This window comes from Tenacibaculum salmonis, from assembly GCF_041053065.1.
Taxonomy (GTDB): Bacteria; Bacteroidota; Bacteroidia; order Flavobacteriales; family Flavobacteriaceae; genus Polaribacter; species Polaribacter pacificus_A.
Genome location: NZ_JBFCVV010000001.1, coordinates 1572577 through 1590867, shown reverse-complemented (window position 1 = coordinate 1590867; position 18291 = coordinate 1572577). Strand labels below are relative to the sequence as shown.

Genomic DNA, 18291 nt, shown 5'->3' with positions numbered 1-18291 from the left:
GGATTGAAAAAGACAGTCATTAATATATTCTTAACAACACTTACTTTATTAGTAAGTGTTGTTTCGTTTTCGCAAAACACAGTAAGTAATAAAAAAAATGCTGTTAAAAAAGATACCGTTATACCTCTTAAGTATAATTTTAGTAACAATCAAAAAGGAGGTCTTTTTTTAAATAATCCAACAGAAAAAATTGTCAGCTATGACAAGGCTATTCATAAATTTGTATTGGTAGAAAAAATTGGTGATTACTATATTGGTACACCTATTTTTATGACTCCAAATGAATATAAAAAATATCGCTTAAATAATGATTTGAAAGATTATTTCAAAGAAAAAATAGATGCGACTAACCCGAATAAAAAAGGAAGTAAAAAAGCTAGAAAAAATTTATTGCCAAAATATTATGTGAATTCTAAATTTTTTGAATCTATTTTTGGCGGAAACACAGTTGATGTAAAACCTACAGGTCAAGTAAATATAAAATTAGGAGGAGTTTATCAAAAAAATGAAAACCCTCAAATATCTATTGAAAATCAAACTAGTTTTACTTTTGATTTTGATCAGCAAATAAGCCTTGGTTTACAAGCAAAAATTGGAGAACGATTAAAGGTAACAGCAAATTACGATACCCAATCTACTTTTGATTTTCAAAATATTATTAAGTTAGAATACGCCCCAACCGAAGATGATATTATACAAAACATTGAAGCGGGTAACATTAGTATGCCAATTAAAAACTCCTTAATAAACGGAGCGCAAACATTATTTGGTGTAAAAACAGAATTACAGTTTGGTAAAACATTTATAACAGCTGCATTTTCACAGCAAAATTCACAATCTAAAACAGTTGTTGCAGAAGGCGGTGCTACCATTGAGCCATTTGAATTACGTGCTTCCGATTATGATAATGATAGACACTTTTTTTTAGGACAGTATTTTAGAGAAACTTATAAAAAAGCATTAGGTAATTATCCATTAATAAATAGTCCAATAAATATTACTCGTGTTGAGGTTTGGGTTACCAATACTTCGCAAAATGTAACTGATTATCGTAGTATTGTAGGACTTGCCGATTTAGGTGAATCGAACACAAAAAGCACATCAAATAACTTAGTTAATGATGAAGTTGAAGACTTAACTATAAATCCTGCAAAGGCAAACGGGTTTAACATACCTGATAATAATGTTAATAATTTAAAAGGTTTATTAGCTGAAGATAGTAAAATTAGAGATGTAGCAACTGTTGATGCTGCAATTAATGAGTTAGGTATTCCTGCTAAACAAGGATATAATTATTCGTATTTGCAAAATGCAAGAAAGCTACAACCAAACGAGTTTAAAGTACATAATCAATTAGGTTTTGTATCTTTAAATAGAAGATTAAATGACGGAGAAGTTTTAGCCGTTGCTTATGAATATACTGTTGTTGGAGCTTCTAACGGAGAAACAGTATTTAAAGTAGGAGAGTTTTCTAATGATGGAGTCGTAGCGCCATCAAACTTAGTAGTAAAATTATTACGTAGTGAAATTTTAAATACGATTCGTCCGAATACAAGTGCACCAGGGTTTTTAGGAGTAGCATTTCCGACTTGGCAATTAATGATGAAAAATGTATATGCTTTAGGTGCTTTTCCGTTACAGCGTGAAGGTTTTCGTATTGAATTACTATATCGTGATGACCAAACAGGAACATTACAAAATACTTTACAAAAAGCATTAACGCCAGATGTATCAGAGAAACCACTATTGCGAATATTTAATCTAGATAAATTAGATCAAAGTGAGTATGCTGTACCTGAAGGAGATGGTTTTTTTGATTATGTAGAAGGAGTAACAGTTAGTTCAGAAAGAGGTTATGTTATTTTTCCTGAGCCAGAACCTTTTGGAAATGATTTAAAAGGTGAACTTACAAATACTACAGATCAAGAAAAATATCTTTTTGAAGAATTGTATTTAACGACTAAAATTCAAGCAAAAAATGAATATCAAAATAAAGATAAATTCTTTTTAAAAGGATATTTTAAATCAGCAACAAGTAGAGGTATTTCTCTTGGAGGATTTAATATTCCTAGAGGATCTGTTAGCGTTACTGCTGGTGGACGACAATTAGTAGAAGGAATTGATTATGTAGTAGATTATCAATTAGGAAGAGTACAAATTTTAGATCCAGGTTTAGAAGCATCAGGAATTCCTATAAATGCAACTACAGAAAGTAATAATTTATTCAGTCAACAACGAAAAACATTTATCGGTATTGATGTAGAACATCGTTTTTCCGAAGATTTTACTTTAGGAGGAACTTACTTAAATGTAAGTGAAAAACCAATAACACCAAAAGTAAATTTTGGTGGAGAACCTATCAATAATACAATGTTAGGTTTAAATTTAGATTATTCATCAGAAGTACCTTATTTAACAAAATTAGCAAACAGATTGCCGTTTGTAGAAACGGAAGTTCCTTCAAATGTATCGGTTAGAGCAGATTTCGCATATTTGATACCTGGTTCGCCAAGTGGAATTGATATTGATGGAGCAGCAACATCTTATTTAGATGATTTTGAAGCATCAGAAATACCAATAAATTTAAGCTCACCACAACAATGGTTTTTAGCAAGTACACCAGAATCTCCAGGTTTTAATGGAGGGTCAGGTGATTTATCATATAATTATAACAGAGCAAAAATAGCTTGGTATAATGTAGATCAACTTTTTTATGCTAATGGAAACAGACCTAGTAACATTGATGAAAATGAACTATCAAGAAATGAAGTTCGTCAGATTCGTTACAACGAATTATTTCCAAATACTGATTTAGATATAACTCAACAAAACTTAGTACGAACTTTAGATTTAGCTTATTATCCATCAGAAAGAGGTCCTTATAATTATAATGTAAGCCCAGAAATAGCTGAAAAACGTTGGGGTGGAATTATGCGCCCGTTAACAACTAATAATTTTGAACAAGCGAATGTAGAATATATTCAGTTTTGGTTAATGGATCCGTATGAAAATTATTCAATTACAGAAGCAGAAGGTTTACCAGCAGGTGTCAATCATCAAGATTTAAGTAATCAGGTTGGTAAATTATTCATCAATTTAGGAAATGTTTCTGAAGATATTTTAAAAGATGGTCGAAAACAATATGAAAATGGTTTGCCTGAAGATGGAGTTAAAACAGACGAACTTAACGTAAACAAAACTGCTTGGGGTAATATACCGATTAATCCATCTATTTTGTATGCCTTTGATAATGATGATGGACATAGAACAAATCAAGATATTGGTTTAGATGGATTGAATGATGAAGATGAAAAAACACATCTTAAAGAACGTCATAGTTTTACTGATACTCAAATAGCTACTTTTGGAGATGATCCTGCGGGAGATAATTTTCAATATTTTAGAGGTGGAGCTATTGAAGCATCAAGTCCATCTATTTTATCACGATATAAAAATTTTAACGGTACACAAGGAAACTCGCCAACGGCATCGCAATCAACAGAGTCGTATCCTACTTCATCAACTGCATATCCTGATACCGAAGATATTAATAAGGATCAAACAATGAACCCTGTTAATAGTTATTTTGAATATGAAATTTCATTAAATCATGATGATTTAAAAAAAGGTCAAAATAATATTATTGATGCGAAAAGCGAACCAATTACTTTGGCTAACGGAACAACACGAAATACTACTTGGTATCAATTTAGAATTCCTGTTAGAAATGATGCTAAGGCAATTAATGGAATTTCTGATTTTAATAGTATTCGTTTTATAAGAATGTTTTTAACCGAATTTAAAATACCAGTTGTTTTACGATTTGGTGAATTAGAATTGGTTCGTGGAGATTGGAGACGTTACACTAAAACTTTTCCAGAAACTGGAGTTCCTGAAAATTTAAAATCAGAAGAACTTAATAAGTTTGAAGTAGGTGTAGTAAGTATTGAACAAAACCAAGAAAAATATCAGTTACCGCCAGGAATTACACGTGAAGAATTACAAGGAACTAATAGAATTCAACGTCAGAATGAACAATCGGTTACTTTAAAAGTTACTGATTTACCTGCAGGTGAAAAAAGAACTATCTATAAAAATATAAGTATAGATATGCGTAGGTATAAAAAATTATTGATGTTTCTACATGCTGAAGCACCAACAGGTTCTAGAACAGATAATGATGATATGACTGCTATTATTCGTTTAGGAACTGATTTGAATGATAATTATTACGAAATTGAAAAACCATTAAAATTATCAACCTCGAATGCTACTTCACGAGATGTTTGGCCAGAGGTAAATGATTTAGAAATTCCGTTGGAAGAATTAGCTAATTTAAAACTTGAACGATCAAGTGTTGGCGATGTTTTTTCATCAACAAGTTCTAATGGTTTAAAAATATCAGTAAAAGGAAACCCAACATTAGCACAGATAAGAACGGTAATGCTGGGGGTAAAAAATAATTCTAATATAGAAGAAACTGCAGAAGTTTGGTTTAATGAACTGCGTGTAGTAGGTTTTGATAATAAAGGTGGATGGGCTACTGTTGTAAATGCTGATGCAAATCTTGCCGATGTTATGGATTTATCTTTAGCAGGAAAAATGTCAACTATTGGTTTTGGTAGTATTGAAGACAGAGTACAGCAAAGAAGTATTGAAGAAATTAAACAATATAGTGTTGCAACGAATATTCAGTTAGGTAAAATGATGCCTAAAAAATGGAATATGCAATTGCCGATGAGTTATAGTTATGGTGAAGAATTTAGAGATCCTAAATATGATCCTCAATTTCAAGATATCGAATTAAAAAATGCTTTAGATAAAAATCCGAATAGTAAAAATGCGCAAGATTATACTCGTAGAAAAAGTATAAGTTTTATCAATGTTAAAAAGAATAAAAACTCTGAAAGTAAAAAAACACCAAAGTTTTATGATGTAGAAAATGTATCAGTTTCTTATGCTCATAATGAAGAACTTCATAAAGATTATAATATTGAAAAATTTGAAAATAAAAATGTAATGGCATCGGCTAGTTATAATTTTAGCTTTAAGCCTTTTGTTATTGAACCTTTTAAAAAATCAAAATTATTTAAAAGTAAGTATTTAAAAGTGGTAAAAGATTTAAATATAAACCCTGTCCCTAAAACACTGGCTTTTAATTCACGTATTAATAGAAATTATAATTCTCAGAAATCAAGAAATTTAATTGAAGGATTAAGTGAACAAACAGAATTAGTTCAGCGTAGGTTTTTATTTAATTGGGATTATACTATCGGTTTTGATTTAACAAAATCATTACAGTTGAATTTTAATGCAACCAATAACTATATTTATGATAGTTTTGGAAATGATGAAGATTTAGAAATATATGATCAGTTCTTTACTCTAGGACGACCTGATAATTATCATCAAAAATTAAATGCAACTTATAAATTGCCTCTTAAAAAAATACCATATTTAAATTTTATAACAGCAGATTATGGCTATACAGCAGATTTTGACTGGAAAGCTGGTTCACAGAGTATTGTAAATCAAGTAGATGAAGCCACAGGAGAAACGACAGTTCTTGATTATCAGGATGTAGTTGGTAATATGGTTCAGAATGCGAATACACATAGTTTAAATGCGAATATTAATTTTGGTCGTTTTTATAAAACCTTGGGTATTGATAAATTATTATTAAAAGGAATTAAAAAGCAACCCATTAAAAAAGGACAAGCTACTTTAGGATCAAACGCTTCTGTAAAAAAGGCAAAGCTGAAAAAGAATGCCTCTTTTGGTCATAAAATATTGAAAGGTACATATGATGTATTAACATCAATAAAAAAAGGTAAAATTAGTTATTCTGAAAATAATGGAACTTTATTACAAGGATACAAACCTTCTGTAGGTTTCTTAGGAAGAAATAATTTTGAAGGAGGTTCTGCACCATCTTTAGGATTTGTTTTTGGTAGTCAAACAGAAATTTTAAATACTGCTATTCAAAACGGATGGTTAGTAACAAGAGATACAGATGATCCTTATTATAGTAAAAATTACGGAAAAACCAGATATAAAAAATTAGACTATACTGTTTCTGTAAAACCATTTAAAAATTTATCTATTGATTTAAGAGGAAATAGAATTCATACTAGTAATTTGAATCAACAGTTAGATGTAATTTCAGATGGTAATGGTAATTTTGAACAAAATCCAGCAATTAAAGTCTTTGAAACAGGTAATTATAGTATTAGTCATTTTATGTTAAGTACTGCTTTTACAGATAGTGAAGCTTTATATGAAACATTTTTAGCAAATAGAGCAACAATTTCAGAACGATTATCTGCTGCATCAGGGTTACCAAATAATGATGATGGAGCCGGATACAAAACAACAGGACAACAAGCAATGTTACCCGCATTTATTGCTGCTTATTCAGGTACTAGTGCAACTTCTGTAAGTACAAATGTGTTTAAGAGTATTCCAATTCCAAACTGGACATTACGTTTTAATGGGTTAATGAAGTACAAGTGGTTTAAAAAATCATTCTCTTCTTTTACGGTGTCTCATGGTTATAAATCATCATATACAGTAGGTAATTACACAAATAACCTACAATATGACACTTCTACACCAACAAATACAAATAATTCTGGTAATTATCAGTCAGAACTATTACTTTCGTCGGCAACTTTAATTGACGAGTTTTCTCCATTGGTAAAAGTTGATTTTAGAATGAAAAATGACTTTTCATTTAAAGGAGAAATAAGAAGAGATAGAAGTTTAACATTAAATTTCAATAATAATACTTTAACCGATGTTAAAGGAACAGAATATGTTGTTGGTTTTGGTTATAAAATTAAAGATGTTAAATTTGTAACCAGATTTACAGGTAAAAAACAAACCTTAAAAGGAGATGTGAATTTAAGAGCTGATATCTCTTTAAGAGATAATTTAACATTAATACGAAGTGTTGATAAAGAAAATAGTCAGATAACAGGAGGAGAGAAATTATTTGGGTTAAAATTTATAGCTGATTATAATTTAAGTAGTAGTTTAACAGCGTCGTTTTATTATAACCATCAAACGTTTCAATATGCGGTGTCAACTACGTTTCCAAGGCAATCTATCAATGCAGGAATCAATATTATATATAACTTAGGAAATTAAAACAAACACAATAAAAATAGTACAATGAACATTCCATCAGAATTAAAGTTTACAAAAGACCACGAGTGGGTTAAGATAGAAGAAGGTGTAGCTACAATTGGTATTACTGATTTTGCACAAGGAGAATTAGGAGATATCGTATATGTAGATGTTGATACTTTAGATGAAACTTTAGATATTGAAGAAGTTTTTGGTTCAGTAGAAGCAGTTAAAACAGTATCTGACCTTTTTATGCCTTTATCAGGAGAGGTAATCGAATTTAATGAAAAGTTAGAAGATGAGCCAGAATTGGTAAACTCTGATCCTTACGGTAACGGTTGGATGATAAAAATTAAATTATCAGACGATTCACAAGTAGCAGATTTATTAAGTGCTGAAGGGTATCAAGAGCTTATTAAAGGATAATTTAACAAAAATAGCAATACTAATAACCATTAGTATTGCTATTCTTAGTTTAATTAAAATTGGAAAGCAACCAGCTATAATTCAAATAAATCATTTAGATAAATACGAGCATGCATTTGCTTATCTTGTTTTATGCTTTGTTTGGTTATTGGCTTATAGTAAAACAAAAAATAATAGTTTTATAGTTGTTTTTTGCTGCGTATTTTACGGCATAATTATTGAAGCTCTTCAAGTTACAATAACTACATACCGTTCAGGTGATGTTTTAGACATTGTAGCAAATACGACGGGTATTTTAATAGCTTATATTACGTACTTTCTTTTTTTTAGAAAAAATGTAACTATTTAAAGAATTAGCTTGTAAAAGTTGAAATAAATTAATTAAATTAGCGAACTATTAAAAAACATTTAGGATGGAAATTAAGAAGAATCCAAAGTCAAACTTAGAGAATTATAGTAAACTGTTTATGCAGTTAGGTTTGGTTTTAGCTTTATTTGTAACATATGTTGCAATTGAAAATAAAACATATGATAAAACATATGGAGATTTAGGTGAAGTGACTATGGCTTCTGAAATTGAAGAAGAAACAATAGAACTTAATATTGAACCACCAAAACCAAAACAAAACACACCTCCACCACCAGCACCAGAAAAAATAGAGGTTGTTGAAGATGAAAAGGAAGTTGAAGAAACCGTTATTGAATCGACTGAAACTGATGAATCTGAAGCTGTTGAAGTAGAAGATATTGAAGAGGCTGTTGAAGAAGAAGAAGTTGTAGAAGATGTACCTTTTTCTATTATTGAAGAAGTGCCTATTTACCCTGGATGTACAGGTTCTAAAGCTGAGAAAAAAGCTTGTTTAAATAAAAAATTACAAAAGCATATCCAACGTAATTTTGATGCTGAATTAGCAAACGAATTAGGGTTATCTCCTGGTAAGAAACGTATTTATGTTCAATTTAAAATTGATAAAGACGGATCTATAACAAGTGTTAATGCAAGAGCACCTCACCCAAGATTAAAAAAAGAAGCTATTCGTATAGCTAAAAAGATACCTAAAATGAAACCAGGTAGACAAAGAGGTAGACCAGTAAGAGTAGGGTATACATTACCTATTACTTTTAATGTAGAATAATTTACTTCTAATTATAATATAAAAAAAGCAATCCAATTTGGGTTGCTTTTTTTATTGGCATACTTCTTGGTTTTAACAGTGTATTAACTTAAAAATTAATTACTATGAAAAATTTAAAGAATACGTCAAACAAAATTTTAAAGAAAAACCCAAGAAAACAATTAGAAAAATTTTCTTCTATTTTTATGCAGCTAGGTTTAGTACTTACATTATTTGTTGTTTTTATTTCATTAGAACATGAAACAGAAAAAAAGACAGCCGATGTATTTATTCCTTTTGAAACAAATCAATCTACTGTTTTTACTTTTTCACGTTCTGTGGTTATCAAAAAAGTAGAAAAAAAAGTAGTTCCTGTGGTTAAAAAACGAGTAGTGAAAATAATTAGTACCCCAGTAATTGTTAAAAATACTAATGTTATTGAAGAAACAATTATAAAATCAACAAAAGAAAATAAGAAAACAACAATTAAATCGATTATAAAAGAACCGAAAATTGTTGAAATAGTAGAGAAAACAATATCTATAAATAATGTTCAAAATGCGCCAGTTTTTAAAGGTTGTGAAGGTTTATCCGAAGAAGAAAATAGAAAATGCTTCGAGCGTAAAATACAACGACATGTTCAGCGACATTTTAATTCAGAAATAGCACAAGATGTAGGATTAAGTTCTGGTAAATATAAAATATTAACTCAATTTATAATAAATAAATCAGGAATAGTATCTGATATCAAAATTAGAGCTCCTCATAAAAAATTAGAAAAAGAAACAAATAAAGTAGTGCGTAAAATACCTAATTTTACACCAGGAAAACAAAATAAGAAAGCTGTAAAAGTTAAATATACCTTACCGATTACTTTTAAAGTAGAATAAAATCAAAAACTCAACTATTAAGGTTGAGTTTTTTACTTTTGTATATATGGATAAAACGAACTCTTATTTTTCTCACGAAACAGCTATAATTGATGATGATTGTAGTATTGGTAAAGAAACCAAAATTTGGCATTTTAGTCATATAATGTCTAATTGTAAAATTGGTAATTATTGTAATATAGGTCAAAATGTAGTGATTTCTCCAGAAGTAATTTTAGGAAATAATGTGAAAGTGCAAAATAATGTATCTATTTATACAGGTGTTATTTGTGAAGATGATGTTTTTTTAGGTCCATCAATGGTTTTTACCAATGTAATAAATCCTAGAAGCGCTATAAATAGAAAAGATCAATATTTAAAAACTATAGTTAAAAAAGGTGCTAGTATTGGTGCTAATGCAACTATAGTTTGTGGTAATAATATTGGTGAATATGCATTTGTAGGAGCAGGAGCAGTGGTTACAAAAGAAGTACTTCCTTATGCTTTGGTTGTAGGAAATCCATCTAAACAAATAGGATGGGTTAGTGAATATGGACATCGATTAGAATTTGATGAGAATAATGAAGCAATATGCTTTGAAAGCTTTCAAAAATATTATTTAGAAAAAGATAAAGTAATTAAATTATAATTTTTTAATGTCTAATTACTTGTGTATTAGATATAACTTACTTATATTTGAGTAGTGGTTTTAAAACCACTACTTTTTCTTTTTCATAGCAATTTTTCCCACTCAATTTTTTGAGTGGGTTTTTTTATGAATAATTCCCAAATTAAATAACCATAAACAAATAGATATTCTAAACTAACAAACCATAAGTTTTCTTTCCATGGTTCATTTGAATATGCTTGATAACTTAAAATTATAACAATACTCCAAATTAAAGGAAATCGATATTTAGTAAATACAGATAATATTAAAAGTGTTGCGATGTACCATGGATGCATTGTTGTTGTTGTAAAATAATAAAAAGATAAACCAAATAACATTGCTGTAATTAATTCTATCATTGATTTATTTCTTCTAAAAAATGTAATCCCTATTAAAAATAAAATAGTTAATAAAGGACCTATTTTTCCTATGATTGCTATTTCGTTATAACCTCTAAATAAATAACCTATTTCTCTAGCGATATAGTAAAAACTACCATTAAATTCGAAATTTCGAAACCATAATCCAACAGAATTAGAGTAATTTGAAATAAATAAAGGCGAGTAAAAAGGAAGAAATAACACAATAATACTCATCAGAATAACCCAATAAAAACAAATGAGTTTTATTATTTTTGATAAAGTTTTTGTCTTTTCTTTTTTAATAAACCATTGAAAAAATAATGGTAAAAATAACAATGGAATTAATTTTACAGTAACAGAACAGGCAAGTAATAATCCTGCTGATATCCATTTTTTTTGTTGTAATTGATATAAACTCCAAATTAAGAAAAATAACATTACAGGCTCAAAATGTAAATTACCTGTCATTTCAATAATGATAAATGGATTTAAAATATATAAAAAAATAGTATGAATTGGTAAATTCAACTTTTCTAAGAGCTTTTTTCCAAAATAGAGTATTCCTATATCAGCTAAAATTATAATAATTCGCATCACAATTGCACTTCCTAAAATGCTTTTGTTAGCCAAAATAGCAGCTATTAAAAAGCATAATTGATTTATAGGCGGATAATTAGTATAGTGACTTCCATTCATTTCTCCCATTCCTTTGTATAAAGAAAGGGCTTCATTTATAGGATACTTTTGTTGTTCTATAAAGGTTTTAGGCAATGATAAATACGGATTAAATCCTTCTAAAATCATTCTTCCATCCCAAATAAATCGATAAAAATCTTGTGATAAATTAGGGATTGCAAAAAGAAAAATCAATCTAAATAAAATAGAAACAGCAACTAGAAGAGGAAAATTATGCTGATTTTTTTTCCATAAAAAATAAGTGCTACTAAATAGTGCACACCATAAGAAAAGTAATTGTAAAAAATTTGTTCTATCTAAAAAAAAAGCTACTAAAAAATAAAGAATACTGCTAATAAAAGTTAGCAGTATTGCATTGTTTTTTTTCCAGAAGTACATTAGGCTTTAGAAAATAATGATTTGAAAAAGACATAACCAAAACCTACACATAGCATTAAGTGAAAAGGAAATAATCCAAAATCACCACCTTGGTCACCTACAATAAAAGCACTATACATACCAAAGGCAAAATAAAGAGCCAAAAGACCTTCGAAAATTACATGTAAAGAAACCTTTTTTCTGATATATTTATTGTTTTTCCAACCATCTTTTACCGACTTAATATTAAATTTAGGTGTACGAACAAATTCACTTTTTTTACCATAATGACCTTCTAAAACAGCAATAGAATTATGTAATGAAAACCCCATCGCAATAGAAAAAAAGGTAAAAAATGTACCTATATAACTAAAGAAACTTTTAATTCCACTACCGTAAGTTCTTTTGTACATATGCCAATAGCAAATAAAAAATATAACAGAGCTAATTACAAAAAAGCTCATCATATAAAAATATGGTTTTAAATGTTCATATTCGTTTTTTATATATAGCATAGGAATACTTAGTACACCAACTAAAAATACATTTAAAAACATTGAACTATTTAATAAATGTAATAATCCGTGAACTTTAGATTTAAAAGGCAAGTTATTATTACCAATAACTCTTTTTGCCATTTTCTGAAAGTTTTCAGCACCACCTTTGTTCCATCGAAATTGTTGCGAGCGTGCAGCACTAATAATTACGGGTAATTCAGCAGGAGTTTGAACATTTTCTAAGTATTTAAACTTCCAGTTTTTAAGTTGTGCTCTATAACTTAAATCTAAATCTTCAGTTAAAGTATCGCCTTCCCAGTTACCAGCATCATAAATACATTGTTTACGCCATATACCAGCAGTACCATTAAAGTTGATAAAATGACCTTTACTATTTCGTCCTACTTGTTCTAAAGTAAAATGAGCATCTAAGGCAAAAGCTTGAATTTTAGTTAAGGTAGAATAATTTCTATTGATGTGTCCCCAACGAGTTTGAACAACACCAATTTCTGGATCTTTAAAATAAGGAACTGTTTTTTCTAGCCAATCTTCTTGAGGTAAAAAATCAGCATCAAAAATAACTATGAATTCTCCTTTGGCAACTTCTAAACCTTCTTTTAATGCTCCTGCTTTAAAACCTTGTCTATTTTTTCGGCAAATATGTACAATATCTAAACCTGTTTTTTGAAGCTCATTTATCTGTTTTGCTGTTGAAATTACAGATTCATCCGTAGAATCATCTAAAACTTGAATTTCTAATTTTTTATTCGGATATTTTATTTTGGCGATGTTAGTTAACAAACGCTCCATCACATATAATTCGTTAAAAACGGGTAATTGTATGGTTACAAAAGGAATTTCTTCAGGTTTTGAAAAATCGAATTTAGGTGAATTATCTTTTTGTTTCTGAGCCTTTAAATAATTAAACAATAAGTTTAATTGTGCCAGAGCATACATAAAAATTAAAATTAACGAAATAGCATAAACTACTATTATAATGTACTCTACAATCATTATTTGAAACTATATTTGAATATCCAACTTAATATTTTAACGCCCGCAAAGATACTACCTTTTACGGTTCCTGAAACTTTTGAAACTCCAATTCTGTTTCTATATTTCATAGGGATTTCTACGTAACTAAATTTTTGTTTTAGTGCTTTTAATTGCATTTCTACTGTCCACCCGTAGGTTTTATCTTCCATTTTTAATGACAGTAATTTATCGTATTTAATGGCTCTAAAAGGTCCTAAATCTGTAAATGTTGCTCTGAAAAATAACTTCATTAAAAAGGTCGCTAACCAATTTCCAAATATTTGTTGCGGAGTCATAGCGCCATTTTCTCGTAATTCTTTTACACGAGCACCGATTACAAAATCGATATTTTTATTTATAATCGGAGTAATAAGTTCTGTTAATTGTTCGGGATAATCAGAATAATCACCATCTAAAAAAACAATAATTGTTGGTTTTTTTTCTGATGAAGCAATATAATCCATGCCTTTTAAACAAGCATATCCGTAGCCTTTTCTGTTTTCCTGTAAAACAGTAGCACCTGCATTTGTAGCATTTTCAACTGTTGCATCCGTAGAATTATTACTAATTACAATTACTTCATCAACAATTTCTGGAATATCGTTAATAACTTTTGCGATAGAATCTTGCTCATTATAAGCAGGGATAATCACTTTAATTGATTGTTTCATTTATCTTAAATCGAACAAATTATTTTCTTTTTTAAAAGATTTTAAATCTGTCCATTCTTTTATTTTTTTTCCTGCTTGATATTTTTCGGCGCGAATTAATTTTTGATGATAATAGCGCAGACAATACCCATCTTTTTGGTTGTCTTTTAGTTGACATTTATGATTTACAATTCCTTTGCTATCATAAAATAGCCACCATTTACTTTTTTTTCCAGCAACAAAATGACCTTCTTTTTCAACTGTTCCATTTTGTCGGTAAAAATACCAATATTTTACGGAGCGATTCTGCTTAAAGTTCCCTTCTTTTTTTAATTGACCATTTCTATAATAAAATTTCCAATAATCAGTTTTAAAAGAATTTTTAATCCAGCCTTCTTCCTTTAAATTCCCATTGTCAAAATATTTTTTTTGATATTTTTTTTGAGAAAATACAAGCATCGAAATAAAAAACAGGAAAAAAAACAGTTTATTTTTCATTAACTAAATCCATTAAATCAACATCGTTACCTAATAATATTTCTGTCGGATTAATTCTTCCTTCTTCAGGACCATTTTCTAATTTTAAAACACCTCTTGGGCAAACTGCCGCACAAACTCCACAACCAACACAACTAGAACGAACAATGTTTTCTCCTTTTTGAGCATAAGCTCTTACGTCAATTCCTTGTTCACAATAAGTAGAACAATTTCCACAAGAAATACATTGACCTCCGTTTGTTGTAATTCTAAAGCGAGATTTAAAACGTTGGATAAAACCTAAATAAGCAGCTAAAGGACATCCGAATCTGCACCAAACACGATTTCCAAAAATAGGGTAGAAACCTGTTCCGATTACACCTGCAAAAATAGAACCGATTAAAAAGCCATAAATATCTTGAATAGTTTGTGTTTTAATCCCAATAATTTCATTTGCACCTGAAAAGAAAGTATATAAAGCAAAACCTGTCATCACCAAAACAAAACCAAGTACGGTGTGAATTACAATACGTTCTACTCTCCAAGAAAGTAATGTTTTACTTGATAATTGTCTGTAAGGATCTCCTAGTGTTTCAGCTAAACCACCACAGCCACAAACCCATGAACAATACCATCTTTTTCCGAAGAAATAGACCATCACAGGAACTACGATAACGGTTAAAATAACTCCCCAAACTAAAATAAATAAACCAAAACCACCGCTGGCTAATAATTCATCTAAATTCCATTTGAAGAAAAAATCATAATCCAAAGGAAAGGCATTTTTAAAGTCATACCAAGGTTTTTCGAAGCGAACTAAAATTTCTGGAATTAAAAAAGCAAATACAATTTGAAAGAATAAAACAGAAGTTGTTCTTAAAATTTGATATTTATTATGACGGTATTTAATATACATTCTTACTGCCATTACAGACATCACAGTACAATATAAAAATCCGTATAAAAACCACTGACTCGCAGGGTTTCCACTAATTGATTCACTAATCGGGTCGACTAAATACACCCAGTTTACGATGAAATCAGGATAAAAATATAGTAAAATATAAAAAGTAACCAAAAAGATAAAAGCAAACCAACCAATCCAACCACGGTTTGTAGCCGCATTCAGAAAAACTCCATTATTTTTGATACCTGCATTTCCTAATAAAACCACATCAGGAACGATAAAAAGTAGCGCGCCAATAATTCCTAAACCGAATGTTAAAAACCACATTAAACCTGTATTGTTATGAGCAAGTCCTTTTCCTGCTTTTTTAGCAAGAGTAAAACTTAAACTATGCGGTTTTCCAAATATTTTATATTGATATTGAGCTCCTTTTTTATCCCAATTTTTTTCAGCATCATATTTAGCAATAAGTCCGTCATAATGAGCGTTAGAATTTTCATATGCTTTTATAACACGACTCGAAAATTGAAAAATATTTAAATCTTCTGAAGTTACAACAGCCTTGCTTAATTCATCATTTATAACGGTACTTTTATACCCTTTTTCTTTGATAAAAGAATCTAATTCGGCTTGTTCTAAACGGAAAGAACCTGTGAAAATAGTTGCTATAAAAATGGCTAATCCTATTAAAAAAACGATTAGACCTGTTTGTTTTATGATTTTCATGGGCTTAATTATTATGATTTACTGAAAATTCGTGTCCAACTTTTCTTTTTTAGTTGAATAGTAGTATTATTTTCTTTATTGAATTGTGCAATGATTTCTGACTCATGAAGTTTATAAAATTCAGGGTCAAAATTAGCATCGGCTAAATGTTCTAAGACATATTGAATAGAACGTTTTTCGGTTAAAACTTTATCAAAAAAATCATGACGCATTCTAATTCCGAAGGTATTTATTCCGATAAATTCATGTGTGTTTTTATCATAATTAATATGAATGCATTTTTTACCACTTTGATGTTCCCAATAAAAACGAGCTTCATTTTCTTTTGTTTCTGCCCAAACCCAACCATAAGTTTGATATTCGATATCCATAAATTTAGCAGAATTAAACCAATGTCCAGGTTTATATTCCGTTTTATTATCACAAATAGTTTGTGCTACGGTTTCGCCCATCATTCTTCCTGTGTACCAAACGGCTTCAATAGGCGGACGCTGATTTATGGCGTTGTGTTGTTGGGCGCAATCGCCAATTGCATATATGTTTTTAATATTTGTTTCTAAAAATCGATTTACTTTTACGCCTTTTCCTATTTCAATTTCAGATTCTTTAATAAAATCAATATTAGGAGAAACACCTGCTGTTAATCCAACAACATTACATTGAATTTCTTCCCCTGTTTCTGCAATAATTATTGATTTTACCTGTCCGTTTTCATCGGATTTAATTTCTTTTAGATTGACACCTAAACGTAAATCAATATGATTTGATAAAATTTCTTTATTAAGCATTGCCGATTCTTGAGCAGGTAAAACGCCATTCCAAAAGCTTTTATCACGAACTAAAAATGTTACAGGAATATTTCTGCTGTGTAACATTTCTGCTAATTCTATTCCAATTAAACCGCCACCAACAATTACAGCTCTTTTACAGATTTTATTATCGGGAGCAAATTTTTCTAATTTTTCTAAATCTTGTTTATGATACATTCCCATAACGCCTTCTAAATCTTGTCCTTTCCAACCGAATTTATTGGGTTTACTTCCTGTAGCAATAATTAATTTATCATATGCAAGGGTTTCATTGTTATCAAAAACGATTTCTTTATTAGATGTATTTATCTTAGAAACGAGTCCTTTTTTTAGTTCTATTCGATTTTTTTCCCAAAACCAAGGTTCATAAGGTTGTGTATGACTGAACTTTAGATGTCCCATATAAACATACATTAAAGCAGTTCTTGAGAAAAAATATTTAGTTTCAGATGAAATAATAGTAATTCTTTTGTCTGATAATTTTCGAATATGTCTGGCAGCAGTAACACCAGAAATTCCATTACCAATAATAACAACATGTTCCATAAAAGTTGATTTGCAGTTAGGTCGTTGTTAAAGTTAATAACTTAACAGGATAAATAAATTTAGAATCAATTTAAATAAGGATGTGATGTAAGTTGATTAAAAATATGCCGTCTTATTATATAAATATAAAAAAGCTTAAAATGGAAATTAAATCAAGATACATTGCTGTATTAATCGTTTTATTTGGTTTTTCTGAAGTGTTTTCTCAAGAAAAACAAGAAGAAGAAAAAAGTAATATTCAAACTTACACACCTTCTAAATTATTGAATAAAGGGCAGTGGGATATTAAATGGGGAAATAATTTATACACAGAAACAAAATTTGCTGATAAGAATGGGAATTCATTACCAAAAGACCGAGCTAATTTTTTTACTTCATCAGTAGAAATTTTTACAGGAATTTCTGATAGTAATCGTTTTAATGTTGGTTTTTTAGCAGAATTTCGTTCTAATACTATCGGAGGAAGGCAAGCATTGTCTGTTTTTAGTTTAGAAGATACAAATTCTGATAGAAAAGGAATTACATCAATAGCACCTGCAATAAAATTTCAACCTTTAAAAAATATTGCTAATTTTTCGGCACAGTCAGCAATTCATATTCCTTTAGTAAAGAATGAATCTGATAGTAATGGTGTGTATTTAGATCAAACTTCATGGATATTTCAAAATCGTTTTTTTTATGATTATACTTTCGAAGGAGATAAATGGCAGTTATTTACAGAACTAAATACCGAATACAGTTTTGGAGAAGAAAAAAGTTACGCAAACAATACTTATTTATTAGCACCAAGTATTTTTATGAGTTATTTTCCAACAAATAAATCGACTGTTTTAGGTTTTGCACAACACTCGCAACGCTTTGGCGATTTTACACAAGATTATACTGCTTTAGGTTTTGGAGGTAAATATCAGATAACAAAAATTTTAAATTTAGAAGCGATATACAGTAATTTTGTAAGAGGAAATAACAACGGATTAGGGCAAAGTTTTAATATAGGAGTACGAGCATTGTTTTAAAAAAC

The 18291-nt window shown here is 29.4% G+C and carries 13 protein-coding genes; 7 read left to right on the top strand and 6 right to left on the bottom strand.

Annotated features, from left to right (window positions below):
* Window positions 1-3 precede the first annotated feature (3 nt).
* The 6 genes from sov to AB0T67_RS06905 all read left to right on the top strand — a co-directional run bounded on the left by sov (window position 4) and on the right by AB0T67_RS06905 (window position 10187).
* Window positions 4-7149, top strand: a complete 7146-nt coding sequence (gene sov / locus AB0T67_RS06930) for a T9SS outer membrane translocon Sov/SprA (protein ID WP_369219705.1) — start codon at window positions 4-6, stop codon at window positions 7147-7149.
* Between the two features lie 24 nt (window positions 7150-7173).
* Window positions 7174-7554 (top strand): glycine cleavage system protein GcvH, encoded by a 381-nt coding sequence (gene gcvH, locus AB0T67_RS06925; RefSeq protein ID WP_271231197.1) that lies wholly within the window; start codon window positions 7174-7176, stop codon window positions 7552-7554.
* Window positions 7520-7903, top strand: a complete 384-nt coding sequence (locus AB0T67_RS06920; RefSeq protein ID WP_369219704.1) for a VanZ family protein — start codon at window positions 7520-7522, stop codon at window positions 7901-7903. The genes gcvH and AB0T67_RS06920 overlap by 35 nt, the downstream gene beginning before the upstream one ends.
* A gap of 64 nt (window positions 7904-7967) precedes the next feature.
* Window positions 7968-8690, top strand: a complete 723-nt coding sequence (locus AB0T67_RS06915) for an energy transducer TonB (protein WP_271231198.1) — start codon at window positions 7968-7970, stop codon at window positions 8688-8690.
* Window positions 8691-8794: 104 nt separating this feature from the next.
* Window positions 8795-9559: an energy transducer TonB gene (locus AB0T67_RS06910; protein WP_369219703.1), complete on the top strand. Its 765-nt coding sequence runs from the start codon at window positions 8795-8797 to the stop codon at window positions 9557-9559.
* A gap of 46 nt (window positions 9560-9605) precedes the next feature.
* Window positions 9606-10187, top strand: coding sequence for an acyltransferase (locus tag AB0T67_RS06905; protein WP_369219702.1), 582 nt, complete (start codon window positions 9606-9608; stop codon window positions 10185-10187).
* An 83-nt stretch (window positions 10188-10270) separates the two neighbouring features.
* Here the strand turns inward: AB0T67_RS06905 and AB0T67_RS06900 are convergent, their stop codons facing one another.
* Genes AB0T67_RS06900 through AB0T67_RS06875 form a run of 6 tightly spaced genes read right to left on the bottom strand, consistent with a single transcriptional unit; the run spans window position 10271 to window position 17270 of the window.
* Window positions 10271-11644, bottom strand: a complete 1374-nt coding sequence (locus AB0T67_RS06900) for a mannosyltransferase (RefSeq protein WP_369219701.1) — start codon at window positions 11642-11644, stop codon at window positions 10271-10273.
* The gene (locus AB0T67_RS06895) at window positions 11644-13134 is read right to left on the bottom strand and encodes a cellulose synthase family protein (RefSeq protein ID WP_369219700.1); all 1491 of its coding nucleotides are present in this window, start codon (window positions 13132-13134) and stop codon (window positions 11644-11646) included. Before AB0T67_RS06895 ends, AB0T67_RS06900 begins: the two co-directional genes overlap by 1 nt.
* Window positions 13134-13826, bottom strand: coding sequence for a glycosyltransferase family 2 protein (locus AB0T67_RS06890; protein ID WP_369219699.1), 693 nt, complete (start codon window positions 13824-13826; stop codon window positions 13134-13136). The genes AB0T67_RS06895 and AB0T67_RS06890 overlap by 1 nt, the downstream gene beginning before the upstream one ends.
* On the bottom strand, window positions 13827-14303 hold the full coding sequence (locus AB0T67_RS06885; RefSeq protein WP_369219698.1) for a toxin-antitoxin system YwqK family antitoxin: 477 nt from the start codon (window positions 14301-14303) through the stop codon (window positions 13827-13829).
* Window positions 14293-15915: a 4Fe-4S binding protein gene (locus AB0T67_RS06880; RefSeq protein WP_369219697.1), complete on the bottom strand. Its 1623-nt coding sequence runs from the start codon at window positions 15913-15915 to the stop codon at window positions 14293-14295. Before AB0T67_RS06880 ends, AB0T67_RS06885 begins: the two co-directional genes overlap by 11 nt.
* 11 nt (window positions 15916-15926) lie before the next feature.
* Window positions 15927-17270 (bottom strand): NAD(P)/FAD-dependent oxidoreductase, encoded by a 1344-nt coding sequence (locus tag AB0T67_RS06875; RefSeq protein WP_369219696.1) that lies wholly within the window; start codon window positions 17268-17270, stop codon window positions 15927-15929.
* Window positions 17271-17410: 140 nt separating this feature from the next.
* Between AB0T67_RS06875 and AB0T67_RS06870 the strand changes: the two genes are divergently transcribed.
* Complete coding sequence (locus AB0T67_RS06870) at window positions 17411-18286, top strand: transporter family protein (RefSeq protein WP_369219695.1); 876 nt, start codon at window positions 17411-17413, stop codon at window positions 18284-18286.
* Window positions 18287-18291 lie beyond the last annotated feature (5 nt).